The sequence below is a fragment of the Humitalea sp. 24SJ18S-53 genome (assembly GCF_050632385.1).
In the GTDB taxonomy this organism is placed as follows: Bacteria; Pseudomonadota; Alphaproteobacteria; order Acetobacterales; family Acetobacteraceae; genus Humitalea.
The window spans coordinates 3,102,314-3,117,984 of record NZ_CP192599.1 but is presented as its reverse complement, the minus strand read 5'-3'; the positions used below and the strand labels follow the sequence as shown (position 1 = coordinate 3,117,984).

Sequence of the window (15,671 nt, the reverse complement as noted above, 5' to 3'; positions counted from 1 at the left end):
AGGACACCCCATGACCGAGACGTCGCCCTTCACGGGCAAACGCGTGATCGTCACCGCCGGCGCCGCCGGGATCGGCTTCGCCATCGCCGAAGCCTTTCATGCCGCCGGCGCGAAGGTCTGGATCTGCGACGTGGTGGAGGAGCGCATCGCGGCCGCCACCGCGGCGCTGCCGGGCCTGGGCGCCATGCGCTGTGACGTCGCGGACGCGGCCCAGGTCGATGCCTTCGTCGCCGCCGCGACCACGGCGATCGGCGGGCTCGACATCCTGGTCAACAACGCCGGCATCGCCGGTCCCGCGGCGCCGGTCGAGGAGATTTCGACCGAGGATTGGGCGCGCACCATGGCGGTGAACGTGAACGGCCAGTTCTTCGTGGCCCGCGCCGCCATCCCGCATCTCAAGCAAGCGGGGGAGGGGGCGATCATCTGCATGGCCTCGGTCGCCGGCAAGTATGCCTTCCCGTTGCGCTCGCCCTACGCGGCATCCAAAGCCGCGGTGATTTCCTTCGCGCGCGGCCTGTCCGTCGAACTCGGTCCCTACAAGATTCGCGTGAATGCCATCGCCCCTGGCGTGGTCAGCGGCGAACGCATCCAGCGGGTCTTCACCGACCGCGCCAAGACCAAGGGCATCACCTACGACGAAATGGCCGCCATCGCGCTGCGCGCCGTTTCGCTGAAGACGATGGTGGACCCGGAGGAGATCGCCGGGCTGGTGATGTTCCTCGCGGCCCCCACCGGGCGCGCCATCACCGGCCAGGTGCTGAGCATCTGCGGCGGCCTTGAATACACGGAGTGATCGACATGGCACACGAAGGCAAAGTCATCATCACCTGCGCCATCACGGGCGCCACGCACACGCCCACCATGTCGCCCTACCTGCCGGTCACGCCATCCGCGATCATCGAACAGGCGGCGGATGCGGCCGAGGCCGGCGCTGCGATCCTGCACCTGCATGCGCGCGACGCCGCGACCAGCCGGCCGACCGGTGACCTCGATATCTGGATGCATATCCTGCGCAGCCTGAAGCAGCGCACGCCCGCGGTGCTGAACATGACCACCGGCGGCAGCACCTTCATGTCGATCGAGGACCGCCTGCATGCGCCCGATGCCGCCAGGCCGGAGCTGTGTTCCTGCAACATGGGGTCGATGAACTTCGGCACCTACACGATGATCCCCAAGTACCAGGGAAAATGGAAGCACGACTGGGAGGAGGAGTATCTGGAGGCCAGTCGCGGCGCGATCTTCCGCAACACCTTTGCCGATATCGAGACCATCCTGGACCGGCTTGGTTCGAACGGCACGCGCTTCGAGTTCGAGTGCTACGACGTCGGCCACCTGTACAACCTGGCGCATATGGTCGATCGCGGGCTGGTGAAGCTGCCGATGTTCGTGCAGCTCATCGTCGGCACGCTGGGCGGTATCGGCGCCGATCCCGAGAACCTGGTCTTCATGAAGAAGACCGCGGACAAGCTGTTCGGCGACAATTACCGCTGGTCCGTGCTCGCAGGCGGCCGTCATCAGATCAATATGGCGACGATGGCGGCGACCATGGGCGGCAATGTCCGCGTCGGCATGGAGGACAGCCTCTACGCCGGGAAAGGCAAACTCGCCACCTCCAACGCCGAGCAGGTCCGCATGATCCGCGAGATCATCGAGCGCCTGTCCCTGCAAGTCGCGACGCCCGATGAAGCGCGGGAGATGCTGGGCCTGAAGGGCGGCGATCAGGTCGGGTTCTGAGGACGGTTCAGCAGGACGATGACGTGGTCGCCGCTGGTGACCACGGTACCGTCCTGCTTCACCAGCGCACCATGTTCCGTGGCGATGCCGCGGCCCGGCTTGGAACTCGGCCGCTTGTCCACGAGCGTGAGCTCAAGGTGCACGAGGTCACCAGGTTCCAGCGGCGCCAGGAACTTCACCTTGTCCCAGCCGAGGGACGCGACGACGCTGCGCTCGAAGCAGCCAAGCTGCGCCTTCAGCCCTTCGATCAGGGCGAGCCCGAACAAGCCATGCGCGATGCGACCGCGAAACCCCGCGGCGCGGGCGAAATCCGCATCCATGTGGACGGGGTGGGCTTCCCCGGTGAGCGCGGCATAGCGATCGATGTCGTCGAGCGTGATCGCGCGTGATGCGCTGCGCAGCACCGTGCCGGGGCAAAAATCCTCGAACCAGATCTGCTCGATCATGCTTTCATCCGTTCCGCGTCCTGCAGCCGTCGCCAGTCGATCTTGCTGGTGCCGGAACGCGGCAGGGCATCCACGAAGGCGACATGCTTGGGCACCTTGTACGCCGCCATCAGCCCGCGCGCCCAGTCGCGCAGGTCGTCGGCTGTCAGGGCCATGCCCGCGCGCCGCACGATCAATGCCTTCACCGCTTCGCCACTTCGCGCATCCGGCACGGCGATGACGCAGCATTCCTGAATCGCCGGGTGGCGATAGAGCGTCGCCTCCAACTCCGCTGGCCAGACCTTGTTGCCGCTGACGTTGACCATGCGCTTCAGCCGATCGACGATGAACCAGTAGCCCTCCGCATCGCGATAGCCGAGGTCGCCGGTGCGCAGGAAGCGCTTGCCGTCGCGGTGGAGGAACACCTCCGCATCGGCTTCGGGCCGCTGCCAGTATCCGCGCATGATCTGCGGCCCGGCGATGATGATTTCGCCGGTCTCACCCACGGGCAACTCGGCCAGCGTGTCGGGATCGATGATGCGTGATTCCGTCTGCTGGATGGGAATGCCGAGGCATTGCGGCTTCGGCCGATCCGGCGGGTTGAGATGCGTGGCAGCGATGGTCTCGGACAGGCCATAGCCTTCGACGAAGCGCAGGCCCCAGCGGCGTTCAAGTTCCTCCGCCACCGCCGCCGGCATGCTGGCGCCACCGCCCGTCAGCGTGCGCAGCCGGGCAAAGGCGCGCGGATCAAAATCGGACGCGCCGAGGACATCCACCACCATCGTCGGCGCGGCACTCCAGAGCGTCACGCCGTAGCGCAGGAACAGCGGCACGATCAGTCCGGGGTCCCACCGCGCCATCAGCACGATGGTGATGCCGGCGGCGATACCCCCGTTCATCGACACCTGCATCCCAGCGACATGGAACAGCGGCATGAAGCCACTCACGACGCTGGCATCGTCGAAGCCATACCAGGCAGCCTGGGCGAAGGCGGTGAACACCGTGCCCGCATGGCTGTGCATGCAGGCCTTGGAGCGCCCGGTGGTGCCCGAGGTATAGGGCATGACGCAAAGGTCGCCGGATGTCGTCACGTCGGGGCGGGGCACCAGCCCCTCGGCGATCGCCGCTTGCCAGGTGAAGCAGCCCTTTGGCGGCATGGGGTGCGCACGCGCCGCCACCACCTGCGGCAGGCGGAATGGCGCGGGGTCCGGCACCTCATCGCCATAGGTGGCGAGGATCAGATACCGCAGCCCTGTGCCGAGCAGCGGCGCGAAGCGATCGAACAGCTCGGCACCCAAAAGTGCCACGCGCGCGCCGCTATCGGCGGCGAAATACGCGATCTCCTCCGGCAGGCTCATCGGACTCACCGGGACCACCACCGCACCGGCGCGCAGGATGGCGTGGTAGGCAATCACGAAGTGCGGCGAGTTCTGCATGTCGAGCAGCACCCGGTCGCCCTGCGCCACGCCGCAGCGATGTTGCAGGAAGCCCGCCAGGGCTTCGACACGCGACAGCAGCGTCGCGTAGGTGATCTCGGCCCCGTAGAAGGCGAGCGCGACATGCCCGGGCCTCCGCTTCGCGGAATGGCGCAGCGTGGCGTTCAGCGTGGGCGGCAGCCCCTTCACTACCAGGGGCAGGCCAGCGGGCCAGAAGGGTGGGGCCGTGGCCATGCCGTCAGGCGGGGTCGAGAGGGAAGTGGCATCGTGCCTTCTGCCCCACGGCAACGTCGCGCAACGCCGGCGCCTCGATCGCGCAACGGGCTTGTTCACGCGGACAGCGGCCTTGCAGCCGGCAGGCGTTGGGGTCCGGGTCCACGGGGCTGCGCGGCTCGCCCTCCAGGCGCTGCGCAGGTGGCCGCGGCACCCCGGGCAGGCGGGGAATCGCGGAGAGCAATGCGGCGGTATAGGGATGTGTCGGCGCGCGAAACACCTGTTCGGCCGGCCCCGTCTCGACGATCTTGCCCATGTACATCACGGCGATCCGGTCACAGAGCAGGCGCACGACATTCAGGTCGTGGCTGACGAACAGCAGCGCCACGCCCGCGCGGCGCCGCAGCGCCATCAGCAGTTTCAGCACCACCGCCTGCACCGAGACATCGAGCGCGGAGGTCGGTTCATCCAGCACCAGGAGCTGCGGCTTCGGCGCCATGGCCCGGGCGATGCCGACGCGCGCCTTCTGGCCGCCGGAGAGCTGGTGCGGATAGCGCGGAAACAGGTCCGGCGGCAGGCCGACCTCGGCGGCGGCCTCCAGCACACGCGCGCGAATGGCCGCGGCATCGAGTTCCGGTTGCAGTTGGCTCAGCGGGTCGGCGATGGCCTCGAACACAGAGAAGCGCGGGTTGAGGCTCTCCGTCGGGTCCTGGAACACCATCTGCACGGCGCGTCGCGCCGGCAGCGTCGCGAAGCGGGCGGCGGAGATGCCGTGAACCGCCACCCCGTCCAGCCAGATCTCGCCACCGTCGACCTCCACCAGGCGGCTCGCGAGCCGTGCGAGGGTGGACTTTCCGCAGCCGGATTCGCCGACAAGCCCGACCGCCTCGCCGGGCATGATGCGCAGATCCACGCCATCCACCGCCATCAGCAGTGCCGGCGGCGGTCGCCGGAACAATTGCCGCGCCCCACCGCGCGGTCGCGGCATCGGATAGACCTTGCGCAATCCGGTGAGTTCCAGGACCGGGGTCATAGCGGCAGCCGGCAAGCGACGCGATGCGCCGCATCAAGCGCCTCCAGACGCAGCGGCGCACTGTCGCATACTGGTGCGCGGCGCTCGCACCGCTCGGCGAAGCGGCAGAAGGGGAGGTCGGCGCGTCGCAGATCGGGCAGCGCGCCTTCGATGGGCGTCAAGGCATCGATGCTATCGACCGCCGAGGGCACGGAGGCCAGCAACTTCGCCGTGTATGGATGCGCAGGACGCGCAAACAAGGTGCCGACCGGCGCATCCTCCACCACATGCCCTGCATGCATCACCACGATGCGGTCGCAGTATTCGGACGCGAGGGCGAGGTCATGCGTGATGAGGATCGCGGCGACGCCGCGGCTGCGCACGGCATCGCGGAACAACTCCATGATCACGGCCTGGGTGGTGACATCCAGCCCCGTGGTCGGCTCATCGGCCACCAGCAACCTCGGGGCGCAGGCCAGCGCCATGGCGATGCCGATGCGCTGGCACATGCCGCCCGATAGTTCGAACGGGTAGGCGCGGCTTCGGCGCTCGGGATCGGGGATACGCACCTGGCGCAGCGCTGCCAGCATGCGGGCGCGAATGATGGCGGCGGGCGCCGGGTCGTGGCGCGCGAGGACATCGGCGATCTGCTGGCCGGCGGACCGGATCGGATTCAACGCGGTGCGCGGATTCTGGAAGACGATGGATATCTGGCGCCCGCGCAACTCGTTCAACGCACCTTGGGACAGTTGCAGCAGGTCCTGCCCCTCGAACATCGCACGGCCCGAGGTCACGCGCGCGGCGGCATCGAGCAAGCCCAGGAGCGTATAGGCGGTGACGGACTTGCCGGACCCGCTTTCGCCGACGATGCCAAGCATCTCGCCTGGCGCGATGTCGAAACTCACGTCCTCCAGCGCATTCACGGTGCCGGAGCGCGTGCGGAACTCCACTGAAAGATCCTGCACCGACAGAAGGCTCACGTGCGGCTCCGCGGATCGACGACGTCACGCAAGCCGTCGCCGAGCAGGTTGAAGCAGAACACCGCCAGCATCAGGGCCAGGCCGGGGAAGGCCGCCAGCCACCATTTGCCGGAAACGATGAACTGCGCGCCCTCGGCCACCATGATGCCCCATTCGGGCGTCGGCGCCCGGACGCCAAGGCCGATGAAGGAAAGCCCCGCCGCATTCAGCACCGCCCAGCCGAGGTTGAGCGATGCCTGCACCACCAGCGGCGGCATCACGTTGGGCAAGAGGAACACGCGAAGAATGCGCGCGTGGCCGGACCCGCCGATACGCGCCGCTTCGATGAATCCGAGATTGCGCCGGACACTGACCTCCGCACGCGCAAGGCGGATGTAGAAGGGCAGGTTGATGACGGCGGTGGCATAGACGATGGAGGACACCGAATTGCCCAGTGCCGCCACCACGCCCATCGCCAAGGCGAAGAGCGGGAAGGCCATCAGCACATCGACGCCACGGCTCACGGAGCGGTCCAGCCCCCCACCGAAATAGCCGATCACCGCACCGATCACGGCGCCGATCCCGAAGGACAGCGCGACGGCCGAGAAGGCGATCAGCAAATCCAACCGGGTGGCCACGACGACGCGGGAGAAAATGTCCCGTCCGAGCTGGTCCGTGCCAAACCAATATGTGGCCGAGGGCGGCTGCAACGCGACGTCGGTGTTCGTCATCAACGGGTCGAAGGGCACCAGCATCGGCCCGAAGGCGGCGGTACCGAGCAGCAGCGCCAACATCAGCAGGGCGACCAAGGTGACCGGGTTCTCGGCAAGTGTGTAGCGCAGCAGCAACCAGCGTTCACGCATCGTCGAGCAGGCCTGTGCGTGGGTCGATCAGCGCATAGGCGATGTCCACCAGAAGATTCACCAGCACGAAGATGAAGGCCATCACCAGCATGAAGCCCTGCACCGGTGCGTAGTCCAGCGACAGCAGGGAATCCAGCGCATAGGAGCCGACGCCTGGCCAGGCAAAAACCCGCTCCACCAGCACATTCGCGCCGAGCATGTAGGAGAATACCATCCCGAGCGTCGTCACGATCGGCAGCAACGCATTGCGCAACGCATAGCTCACGATGATGGTGCGACGGCGCAGCCCATTGGCGCGCGCCGTGCGGATGAACTCGCTGCCCAGCGCGCCGAGCATCGCCGCGCGCGTCATGCGCGCCAGTGGCGCCAGTGCGAAGATCGCCATCGTGACCGCCGGCAAAACAAGCTGCCCGAAGGCCGAGCGAAAGCCCTCCACATCGCCGGCAAGCAGCGTGTCGATCAACAGGAACCCCGTGATGGTCGGCGGCGGGATCGCGAAAGGATCAAGCCGCCCGATCGGCTCGGGCGACACGCCAAGCTGGTAGTAGAAGACGTAGATCAGCAGCAGGCCGGTCACGAAGGTGGGCAAGGACACGCCCGTCGTGCTGATCAGCCGGCAGGCATGGTCGACCAGGCTGCGCGGTTTCAATGCGGCGGCGATGCCAAGCGGAATCGCCACCACGACCGCGATCAGGAAGGCGGCGATGGTCAACTCCGCGGACGCCGGCAGGCGCTGCGCGATATCCGTCAGGACGGGCTGCCCGGTGCCGATCGACAGCCCCAGTTCGCCGCGCGCCAGACCGGCGAGGTAGATGAAGAACTGCCGCCACAGCGGCTGGTCCAGGCCGAGCGATTCGCGCACCGCCTGGATCATCGCCGCATCGGCGGTCGGGCTGCTGGCGAAGAACACCGCCGGGTCGCCAGGCAGCAGCCGCGTCAGCAGGAAGGTCACCAACACGACGCCGAACAGTGTCGGCACGACACCGACGAGGCGGCGAAACAGAAAGGTCATCGCCTCATCCGTGCGCCGCCCGCGCGCTAGATCCGCCGCAGTGTGCGAAGCTCAAGCTGTCGGTGGAACAGGTATTTGTAGCCGTCGATATTTCGCGCCATGCCGGTATCCAGCGACGGCTGCCAGAGCAGGATGATCGGCACCTCCTCCTTCGCCAGTGTGATCATCCGCCGGATATCGCGTTCGTAGACCTCGCGGTCGGTCTCGTAGCGGGTCTTGTCCACCAGGCCGGCGAATTCCGGATTGCGGAAGGTGCCGAAATTCCAGCGCGTCGGGCCATGGTAGAAGATGCGGAAGAAGTAGTCCGGATCGTTCAGGTAGGCGGCGGAACCCTCGAAGAAGAAGGGCACTTCCTTGCGCTCCAGCAAGGTGCCCAACTGGCCGCCAGGCACCTTGTTGATGGTCACGCGGATGCCGACGCGGCCAAGGGCTTCCTGCACCAGCAACGACAGCGGTTCCGCCACCGGCGCAAGCGACAGTTCGAAGGAGAAGGTCGTCTCGAATCCGTTCGGCAGGCCCGCTTCCGCCAGCAGCGCACGCGCCTTCGCGGGGTCCGTGCTGTAGCCGAGCGGTTGCGGGAACTCGATGCTCTGCGGTGAGCCCGGTTCGCCGCCGAACAGCGGCCGCCCACGGCGGAACAGTGCCGCGTCGAACATCTGCTGGTAGGGCAGGGCATAGGCAATCGCCTGCCGCACCTTCACATTGTCGAAAGGCGGCAGCGAGCTGTTCATGCCGATGAACTGGAACGCACCGGCCATCGGCACGCCCACCACGCGCACGCGCCCGGCCTGCTCCAGCGAGACCACGTCCTGCGGCGGCAGGTCCTGCACGATGTCCGCATCGCCGCGTTCGAGCGAGGTGCGCCGGGTCTGCGCATTCGGCACCACCTGCCACAGCACGCGGCGGAAGCCGGGCAACATGCCGGTCTTCCAATTGTCGAAGCGCGACAGCGTCACGCTTTGCCCCGGCACGTGGTTATCGAGGCGGAACGGGCCGCTGCCGGCCACATTGGTGCGCAGCCATTCATGCGCCCAGGGGTCCGCCGCCGTCGCGTGGCTGCGCACGACCTTCGAATTGTAGATCACCGGATAGGCCGCCGCGAGGTTCGGCAGCGTGAAACGGTCCGCCTGCGGCGTCGTGACCCGGATCGTCCTCGCATCCACCACGACGAACTGGTCCGGGCTCGTCATCGAACCCGTCGAGAACTGCGACCGGCCGATCGGGCTGGCGACGACGCGGTCCAGCGACCACTTCACATCCTCGGCCGTCACCGGCGAGCCATCATGGAAGGTGGCGTCATCGCGCAGCTTGAAGGTGATGACCTTCCCGCCGTCCTCGACCTCGAAGCTTTCGGCCAGTTCGCCCTCGATGTCGTAGTAATCGTAGTAGAGCGTGCCATCGGCCTGGCGCGTGGTGCCGAAGCGCACCAGGCGATCATAGGTGTTCCAATGCACCTGGATCGCGTTGCGGTTGATACCGACACCGATCGGGTCGAAGGAATTGGGCCCCGCCTGGCTCAGGACACGCAGGCTTTCGGCCCGCGTCTGTGCCTCGGCAAACCGCATCGGCATCAAGCCGGCCGCGGCGAAGGAGGCCGCAGCGGCCCCGAAATCACGACGACGCATCACACACCCCTTCAAGGTCGTGCCCGCGCGCGCTTGCCGGGCTGGTGACGTCGCGCCGTTGACATCGCCAACGGACACCCAAAGAATAAAACGGTGTTTTTAGATTTGAAACAAGGGGTCTGTCCCAGCTTGCGGCGGATCGAGGGTGCAACACCATGGACCGGCCCGCCGAGGATGATCTGAAACTGCTCGCCGAGGGCATCCGTGCCTTTGTAGAGGCCGAACTGGCGCCGCACGAAGCGTTGGTCGAACGTCTGGATGCCGTGCCGGAGGACCTGTTCCGGGAGATCCAGCAGAAGGCCATCGCCGGAGGCTTCTATGCGCTGAACATGCCGGAGGAGCACGGCGGCGGCGGGTTGAACGCCCGGGAGCGGGCGGTGGCGGAGATCGAGTTCGGCCGCACCAGCCGGGCGCTCGGCATCATCTGCAACCGGCCGGCGCCGATCCTGAAGGCCTGTGTGGGCGATCAGGTGGACACCTACCTCCGCCCCACCATCCGCGGTGAGCGTTGGGAATGTTTCGCGCTGACCGAGCCTGGCGCGGGATCCGACGCACGGGCGATCACCACCAAGGCGGTGGTGGATGGCGATGACTATGTGGTGAATGGCACCAAGCAGTTCATTACGATGGCAATGCGGGCCGACTTCATCATCCTCTTCGCCGTCACTGGCGTGGATGAGACACCGAAGGGCCCGCAGAAACGCATCACCGCCTTCCTGGTCGACAAGGCGACCCCCGGCATCGCGGTCACGCCGCTCGACGTGCTGTCGAACCGCGGCATGAAGTCCTGCATCATCAGCTTCGATGATGTGCGCGTGCCGAAGCGCAACATCCTGGGCGAGGAGGGGGGCGGCTTCGCCATTGCAAAGGCCTGGATCTTCTCGGGCCGCGTGATGCTGGCGGCGAATTGCGTGGGGCTGGCCGAGCGCGCCATGGGCATGGCGGCGCAATGGGCGAATACGCGCGTCGCCTTCGGCAAGCCGATCGGCCAGTTCCAGGGCACGGGCTTCAAGCTGGCCGACATGGCCATGGAAATCCACGCGACCAAACTGATGGTCGCGGATGCGGCGGCGAAGATGGATGCCGGCACGATCACCCAGCGCGAGGCCTCGCAGGTGAACCTCTACGGCTCGGAGATGGTCGGCCGGGTCACCGACAATGCCTTGCAGATCCTGGGCGGCATGGGGGTGACGAAGGACCTGCCGCTGGAGCGATTCTGGCGCGATGCGCGGGTGGAACGCATCTGGGAAGGTACCTCGGAAATCCATCGCGACATCATATCGAAGGATGTGCTGCGGGAGTTCCGCTCGTGACATCCCGCATCCGCGTCACGGAGAACGGGCCGCTCCTGGAGATCACCTTCGACCACCCGCCCGCGCATGCCTTCGACCAGAAGGCCAGCCGGGACTTGGACGCGGCCTTCGCCCACCTCTGCGACACGCCATCGCTGCGCTGCGGCATCGTCACCGCGACGGGCGAAAAAATCTTCTCGGCCGGCTGGGATCTGAAGGCGGTGGCCGCGGGCGACCGTGGCGAGGATTTCGGTCCGAACGGCTTCATGGGTCTCAAGCGGCAGTTCACCAAGCCGGTCATCGCGGCGGTGAACGGGCTTGCGGTCGGCGGCGGGTTCGAATTCGCGCTGCACGCCCATATGGTGGTCTGCGCGACGCATGCCGAATTCGGCTTGCCGGAGGTGCAGCGTGGCTTCCTGCCGGAAGCGGGGGGCCTCTGGCGGGTCTATCGTCGCCTGCCGGTTTCCATCGCGCATGAGTTGCTCTTGACCGGCCGCCGCCTGACGGCGGAGGAGGGGCTGCGGCTTGGCTTCGTCAATCGCATCGTGGCGCGCGACCAGGTGATGGCGGTGGCGCGCGACATGGCGATGCAGGTCGCCGCCGCCGCGCCCCTGGCCGTGGAGGCGCTGCTGGAAGTGGCGCGCAGCGTCGAATGCACGCCCGATGCGGAGGCCTTTGCCGCCTTCAGCGCCGGCCTGCCGGCGCATCGCCGCATGCGTGAATCCGAGGATTTTTTCGAGGGCCCGCGCGCCTTCGCCGAAAAGCGCCCCCCGCGCTGGACCGGACGCTAGGAGTTCACCATGGATTTCGACCCATCCCCCGCCCAGCAGGCCATGCGCGACGCGCTGCGCGCCTTCCTCATTCGCGAATGCCCGATCGAATACGTGCGGGCATGCGACGAGGCCGAGCGTTTTCCGACCGAACTCTACGAAAAACTCGCGGCACAGGGCTGGCTCGGCATTCCGATCCCCGAGGAATACGGCGGCACCGGCGGAAGCTGCACCGACCTCGCCATATTCCTCGAGGAATTCGCGGCGCATTTCGAGGCCGGTGCGAATATCTACTACACCAGCGTCGTCATTGCCGCCGACGCCCTGACCCATTTCGGCACCGAGGACCAGAAGAAGACGCTTCTGCCGAAGCTGGCACGCGGGGAAATCCGCTTCGCCTTTTCGCTGTCCGAGCCGAATTCCGGGTCCGATGCCGCATCGCTTCGCACCAAGGCGGTGCGTGAGGGCGACGAGTGGGTCATCAATGGCCAGAAAATGTTCTGCTCCTGCGCGCAGGTCGCCGACTACATCCTGCTGATGGCGCGCACCGACACGAATGCGCCGAAGCATGATGGCATCACGATGTTCCTGCTCGACCCGAAGACGCCGGGTGTCGAAATCCGGCAGTTGAAGAAACTCGGCCTGAAGCCGATGGACCTCAACGAGATCTTCCTGACCGATGTGCGCATCCCCGCCGATCGCGTGATCGGGGCGGTGAACCAGGGCTGGCGCAATGTGCTCAAGACGCTGGACTACGAGCGCTGTTGCCTGTCCGCGGTCAATGTCGGCGCGGCGCAATCCTGCCTGGACAAGGCACTGGCCTATACCAAGGAACGCCACCAGTTCGGCCAGGCGATCTCCCAGTTCCAGCTTGTGCGCGCCAAGCTCGCCGACATGGAGATGGAGATCGATGCGGCGCGGTTGCTGCTCTACCGCAGCGCGGCGCTGGTGGACCGGCACATCCCCAACAACAAGCAGAGCGCCATCGCCAACCTGTATTCGTCCGAGACCTATGTGCGCGCGGCACTGGACGGCATGCGGCTGATGGGCGGCTGGGGCTACCTGATGGAATACGACATGCAGCGCCATTTCCGCGACAGCAAGCTCGCGGAAATCGGTGGCGGCACTTCGGAAATCCTGCGCATCGTCATCTCGCGCGAAATGCTGCGATGATCGCCGACCTCGTCCTCGCCCATGCCTCGGCGGCGACACCGGCGGGTGTGTTCGAGGGCGACATCCTCATCGCCGACGGCAAGATCCTGGATATCGTCGATCCCGGCACCGGCCGGGGGCGGCAGGTTGAGGAGTTGCACGGCAAGATCGTCCTGCCCGGCGGCGTCGATCCGCATGTGCATTTCCTGATCGGCTTCATGGGCCAGCGCAGCGTCTATGATTTTGGCAATGGCACGGTCGCGGCGCTGCGCGGCGGCAATACCACGGTCATCGACTTCGCCCTGCAACGCCGCGGGCGCAGCCTGATGGATGGGCTGAAGCATCGTCGTGTCCAGGCGGACCGGCACGTCGCCTGCGACTATGGGCTGCACCTGATCGCGACCGACGTGAACCCCGCGACCCTGGCCGAGGTGCCCGCGGTGGTCGCCGCCGGTGCGTCGTCCTTCAAGGTCTATACGGTCTACGAAAAGGAACAGCTCAAGGTCGATGACGGCCCGCTGCACGCGTTGATGCGCGCCCTTGGCGCCGCGGGCGGCACGATGGGGCTGCATGCCGAAAACGCCTCGCTGATCGACCACGCCATCGCCAGGCACCTCGCGGCCGGCGAGACCGCGCCGCGCTTCCATGCGCTGTCGCGTCCCGCCCTGGCGGAGACCGAGGCCGTCTCGCGCGGCCTGCTGCTGGCCGAGGATGCCGGCTGCCCGCTGCACATCTTCCACCTCAACTCCGGCCCCGCCCTGGGTTTGATCGAGGCCGCCCAGTCGCGCGGCCAGGCGGCCACCGCCGAAACCTGCACGCATTACCTGGCGCTGACCGCCGAGGTGATGGACCGCCCCGACGGACATCTGTTCGTCATGTCGCCGCCGCTGCGCGACGCCGCGCACCAGGCGCGCATGTGGGACGGGCTGGCCCTCGGCAGCCTCTGCGCCGTGACCTCCGACGACGCCTCCTACAGCGCGGAGGCCAAGGCGCTGGGCGCCGAAAGCTTCGACCGCATCGCCAATGGCGTGCCGGGTGTGGAGGCGCGGCTGCCCTTGCTCTGGACGCTGGGGGTCGAGGCCCGGCGCCTGACCGTGCCGCAATTCCTGCGCGCCTGGAGCAGCGGCCCAGCCGAGACTTTTGGGCTTGCGTCGCGCAAGGGCGCGATCGCGCTTGGTGCCGACGCCGACCTGGTGGTGATCGATCCTGTGGCGCGCCGCACCATGACGGCCGAAAGCCACTACGGCCCGATCGGCTACAACCCCTACGCCGGCATGGAGCTGACCGGCTGGCCCGTCCTGACGATCCGGCATGGGGAGATCGCGGTGCGCGATGGCGTCTGGCTCGGCCGGCCGGGGCAGGGCAAGTTCATCGCGCGGCAGGCGCGCATCGCGCCGTGACGATACCGGTCACGCTCGTCACGGGCTTTCTCGGCAGTGGCAAGACGACGCTTGTCGCGCATCTGCTGGCGCAGCCCGGCATGGCGGGCACGCTGGTCGTGGTGAACGAATTCGGCGAGGTCGGCATCGACCACGACCTGCTGGAGGCATCGAGCGACGACACCATCCTGCTCGCGAACGGCTGCCTCTGCTGCACCATCCGCGGCAATCTGGTGGACACGCTGCTGGACGTGGCGGCGCAGCGAGAGGCAGGGCGCCTCCGCGCCTTCGATCGCGTGGTGGTGGAAACCTCCGGCGTCGCCGACCCCGCGCCGCTGATCGGCTTCCTGCTGTCCCAGCAAGCGGTGACGGATCGCTACCATCTCGCCGGTGTCGTCACCACGGTGGATGCGGTGGCCGGGCGCGCCACCCTGGCCCGCCAGCCGGAGGCCGCGAGCCAGGTCGCGGCGGCGGATCTGCTTGTGCTGACCAAGTCCGACCTCGTGCCCGCGGCCGACGCCGCCGCGCTGGAATCGCTGCTGCATGGCCTGAACCCCGGCGTCCCGCTGCGGCGCGTGCTGCTGGGCAAGATCGACGTGGCGGACCTGCTCGTCCTTCAGCCGGGCGCGCACGCGCATGGTCCAGGCTGTGACCATGACCACGGCCACGACGACCACACCGCGCGCTTCCGCACCACCATCTTCACCGCCACACGCGGGATCACCGAGGCGGAGGTGCCGCAACTGCTCGCATCCCTGCGCGCCGTGGCCGGGCCTTCGCTTTTGCGCCTCAAGGGCTTCGTGCCGCTGGACGGCTCCGGCCATCTGGTGCTGCAGGGCGCGATGATGGTGGTGCATGACGCCATGCGCCGCGCCGTGCCGGCCCCGGGCGGTGGCCGCGTCGTGGCGATCACCGAGGGCGAGCCCCCCGCGGCGCTTGCCACGGCGCTCGCCGGTTTCGGCCTGCGCGACGTCAATCAAGTTCGCTGAAGAAATCCCCAACGATCTTGTTGAACGCCGCCGCGCGCTCGAAATACGCCGAATGGCCGGTCGCCTCGAACTGGATATGCGTCCCGCGCGGTGTCGCGGCCGCCATCGCAGGCACGGCGAAGGACGGGTAGGTCCCGTCTTCCTCCCCCGTCAGCCAAAGCACGGGCACCGACACGGCCGCCAGGTCCGACAAGGGGCGGGTGCGTGACGCACCCAGCCGCGCGCGCACGGCTTCCTTGTCCAGCCCGGTGCTCAATTCGTCGATCGCCCGGTAAAGCTGGTGCAGCGCCGGCTGTTCCCGCGCCGCCCGCAGCCCGATCGCCGGATGCACGCCGGCCCCAAGCGCCGCCCGTCGCGCGTCCGATGCGCCCTGGGTCCAGCCAGCCATGTCGCCACCGGCCTGCCGCGGGTCGATGGTGCCGGATGTCGCCGCCATCACGATGGCACGCAGCCAGGCGGGCTTGGCGAAAGCCGTATCCAGCGCCGTCCACCCGCCCATCGACTGGCCCACGATGCGCACGTCGGTCAGGTCCAGATGCGCCACCAGGGCCGCCAAGTCGCCGGCATAGGCCGCCGGATCCGGCCCGCCGGCCGGGGCGGTCGACGGCGCGAAGCCGCGGTGGCTGAAGGTGACGCAGGTATAGTGCGGTGCGAAATGCGCGACCTGCTGCCACCAGGACAGATGGTTCCCGCCAAGCCCATGGGCGAAGACGATGGCGGGGCCGGAGCCCATGCACTCCCAATAGAGCCGGCAATCGGGGCGATCCAGGAAGCCGCGTTGACGGGGCAGGGCGGTCGCATCGGTCATCC

At 67.5% G+C, this 15,671-nt stretch carries 15 protein-coding genes; 7 read left to right on the top strand and 8 right to left on the bottom strand.

The features are described from left to right. Positions 1-10 precede the first annotated feature (10 nt). Both ACQW02_RS14815 and ACQW02_RS14810 read left to right on the top strand, forming a co-directional pair. The gene (locus ACQW02_RS14815) at positions 11-793 is read left to right on the top strand and encodes an SDR family oxidoreductase (protein ID WP_431280682.1); all 783 of its coding nucleotides are present in this window, start codon (positions 11-13) and stop codon (positions 791-793) included. 5 nt (positions 794-798) lie between these two features. After that, positions 799-1,734, top strand: coding sequence for a 3-keto-5-aminohexanoate cleavage protein (locus ACQW02_RS14810; protein ID WP_431280681.1), 936 nt, complete (start codon positions 799-801; stop codon positions 1,732-1,734). Here the strand turns inward: ACQW02_RS14810 and ACQW02_RS14805 are convergent. Genes ACQW02_RS14805 through ACQW02_RS14775 form a run of 7 tightly spaced genes read right to left on the bottom strand, consistent with a single transcriptional unit; the run spans position 1,719 to position 9,279 of the window. After that, a complete protein-coding gene (locus ACQW02_RS14805; protein ID WP_431280680.1) occupies positions 1,719-2,180 on the bottom strand; it encodes a MaoC family dehydratase in 462 nt (153 codons plus the stop codon). The two genes, ACQW02_RS14810 and ACQW02_RS14805, sit on opposite strands and share 16 nt — an antisense overlap. Then, positions 2,177-3,829, bottom strand: coding sequence for a long-chain-fatty-acid--CoA ligase (locus tag ACQW02_RS14800; RefSeq protein WP_431280679.1), 1,653 nt, complete (start codon positions 3,827-3,829; stop codon positions 2,177-2,179). The genes ACQW02_RS14805 and ACQW02_RS14800 overlap by 4 nt, the downstream gene beginning before the upstream one ends. Before the next feature lie 4 nt (positions 3,830-3,833). Then, positions 3,834-4,841, bottom strand: a complete 1,008-nt coding sequence (locus tag ACQW02_RS14795) for an oligopeptide/dipeptide ABC transporter ATP-binding protein (RefSeq protein ID WP_431280678.1) — start codon at positions 4,839-4,841, stop codon at positions 3,834-3,836. Further along, the gene (locus ACQW02_RS14790) at positions 4,838-5,800 is read right to left on the bottom strand and encodes an ABC transporter ATP-binding protein (RefSeq protein ID WP_431280677.1); all 963 of its coding nucleotides are present in this window, start codon (positions 5,798-5,800) and stop codon (positions 4,838-4,840) included. The genes ACQW02_RS14795 and ACQW02_RS14790 overlap by 4 nt, the downstream gene beginning before the upstream one ends. After that, on the bottom strand, positions 5,797-6,642 hold the full coding sequence (locus ACQW02_RS14785) for an ABC transporter permease (RefSeq protein ID WP_431280676.1): 846 nt from the start codon (positions 6,640-6,642) through the stop codon (positions 5,797-5,799). The genes ACQW02_RS14790 and ACQW02_RS14785 overlap by 4 nt, the downstream gene beginning before the upstream one ends. Beyond that, positions 6,635-7,654, bottom strand: a complete 1,020-nt coding sequence (locus ACQW02_RS14780) for an ABC transporter permease (RefSeq protein WP_431280675.1) — start codon at positions 7,652-7,654, stop codon at positions 6,635-6,637. Before ACQW02_RS14780 ends, ACQW02_RS14785 begins: the two co-directional genes overlap by 8 nt. Before the next feature lie 26 nt (positions 7,655-7,680). Further along, positions 7,681-9,279: an ABC transporter substrate-binding protein gene (locus ACQW02_RS14775; protein WP_431280674.1), complete on the bottom strand. Its 1,599-nt coding sequence runs from the start codon at positions 9,277-9,279 to the stop codon at positions 7,681-7,683. A 155-nt stretch (positions 9,280-9,434) separates the two neighbouring features. Between ACQW02_RS14775 and ACQW02_RS14770 the strand changes: the two genes are divergently transcribed. Genes ACQW02_RS14770 through ACQW02_RS14750 form a run of 5 tightly spaced genes read left to right on the top strand, consistent with a single transcriptional unit; the run spans position 9,435 to position 14,861 of the window. Further along, the gene (locus tag ACQW02_RS14770; RefSeq protein WP_431280673.1) at positions 9,435-10,592 is read left to right on the top strand and encodes an acyl-CoA dehydrogenase family protein; all 1,158 of its coding nucleotides are present in this window, start codon (positions 9,435-9,437) and stop codon (positions 10,590-10,592) included. After that, complete coding sequence (locus tag ACQW02_RS14765; RefSeq protein ID WP_431280672.1) at positions 10,589-11,362, top strand: enoyl-CoA hydratase-related protein; 774 nt, start codon at positions 10,589-10,591, stop codon at positions 11,360-11,362. The genes ACQW02_RS14770 and ACQW02_RS14765 overlap by 4 nt, the downstream gene beginning before the upstream one ends. Positions 11,363-11,371: 9 nt before the next feature. After that, on the top strand, positions 11,372-12,514 hold the full coding sequence (locus tag ACQW02_RS14760) for an acyl-CoA dehydrogenase family protein (RefSeq protein WP_431280671.1): 1,143 nt from the start codon (positions 11,372-11,374) through the stop codon (positions 12,512-12,514). Then, a complete protein-coding gene (hydA, locus tag ACQW02_RS14755) occupies positions 12,511-13,893 on the top strand; it encodes a dihydropyrimidinase (protein WP_431280670.1) in 1,383 nt (460 codons plus the stop codon). The genes ACQW02_RS14760 and hydA overlap by 4 nt, the downstream gene beginning before the upstream one ends. Further along, the gene (locus ACQW02_RS14750) at positions 13,890-14,861 is read left to right on the top strand and encodes a CobW family GTP-binding protein (RefSeq protein WP_431280669.1); all 972 of its coding nucleotides are present in this window, start codon (positions 13,890-13,892) and stop codon (positions 14,859-14,861) included. Before hydA ends, ACQW02_RS14750 begins: the two co-directional genes overlap by 4 nt. Here ACQW02_RS14750 and ACQW02_RS14745 read toward each other — a convergent pair. Then, the gene (locus ACQW02_RS14745) at positions 14,845-15,669 is read right to left on the bottom strand and encodes an alpha/beta fold hydrolase (protein WP_431280668.1); all 825 of its coding nucleotides are present in this window, start codon (positions 15,667-15,669) and stop codon (positions 14,845-14,847) included. The genes ACQW02_RS14750 and ACQW02_RS14745 overlap by 17 nt on opposite strands. Positions 15,670-15,671 lie beyond the last annotated feature (2 nt).

Coding starts and splice junctions, on each gene's coding strand:
- ACQW02_RS14745 (WP_431280668.1), bottom strand. CDS start 15,669: ATGACCGATGCGACCGCCCTGCCCCGTCAACGCGGCTTCCTGGATCGC.
- hydA (WP_431280670.1), top strand. CDS start 12,511: ATGATCGCCGACCTCGTCCTCGCCCATGCCTCGGCGGCGACACCGGCG.
- ACQW02_RS14780 (WP_431280675.1), bottom strand. CDS start 7,654: ATGACCTTTCTGTTTCGCCGCCTCGTCGGTGTCGTGCCGACACTGTTC.
- ACQW02_RS14805 (WP_431280680.1), bottom strand. CDS start 2,180: ATGATCGAGCAGATCTGGTTCGAGGATTTTTGCCCCGGCACGGTGCTG.
- ACQW02_RS14760 (WP_431280671.1), top strand. CDS start 11,372: ATGGATTTCGACCCATCCCCCGCCCAGCAGGCCATGCGCGACGCGCTG.
- ACQW02_RS14800 (WP_431280679.1), bottom strand. CDS start 3,829: ATGGCCACGGCCCCACCCTTCTGGCCCGCTGGCCTGCCCCTGGTAGTG.
- ACQW02_RS14775 (WP_431280674.1), bottom strand. CDS start 9,279: ATGCGTCGTCGTGATTTCGGGGCCGCTGCGGCCTCCTTCGCCGCGGCC.
- ACQW02_RS14795 (WP_431280678.1), bottom strand. CDS start 4,841: ATGACCCCGGTCCTGGAACTCACCGGATTGCGCAAGGTCTATCCGATG.
- ACQW02_RS14815 (WP_431280682.1), top strand. CDS start 11: ATGACCGAGACGTCGCCCTTCACGGGCAAACGCGTGATCGTCACCGCC.
- ACQW02_RS14770 (WP_431280673.1), top strand. CDS start 9,435: ATGGACCGGCCCGCCGAGGATGATCTGAAACTGCTCGCCGAGGGCATC.
- ACQW02_RS14810 (WP_431280681.1), top strand. CDS start 799: ATGGCACACGAAGGCAAAGTCATCATCACCTGCGCCATCACGGGCGCC.
- ACQW02_RS14785 (WP_431280676.1), bottom strand. CDS start 6,642: ATGCGTGAACGCTGGTTGCTGCTGCGCTACACACTTGCCGAGAACCCG.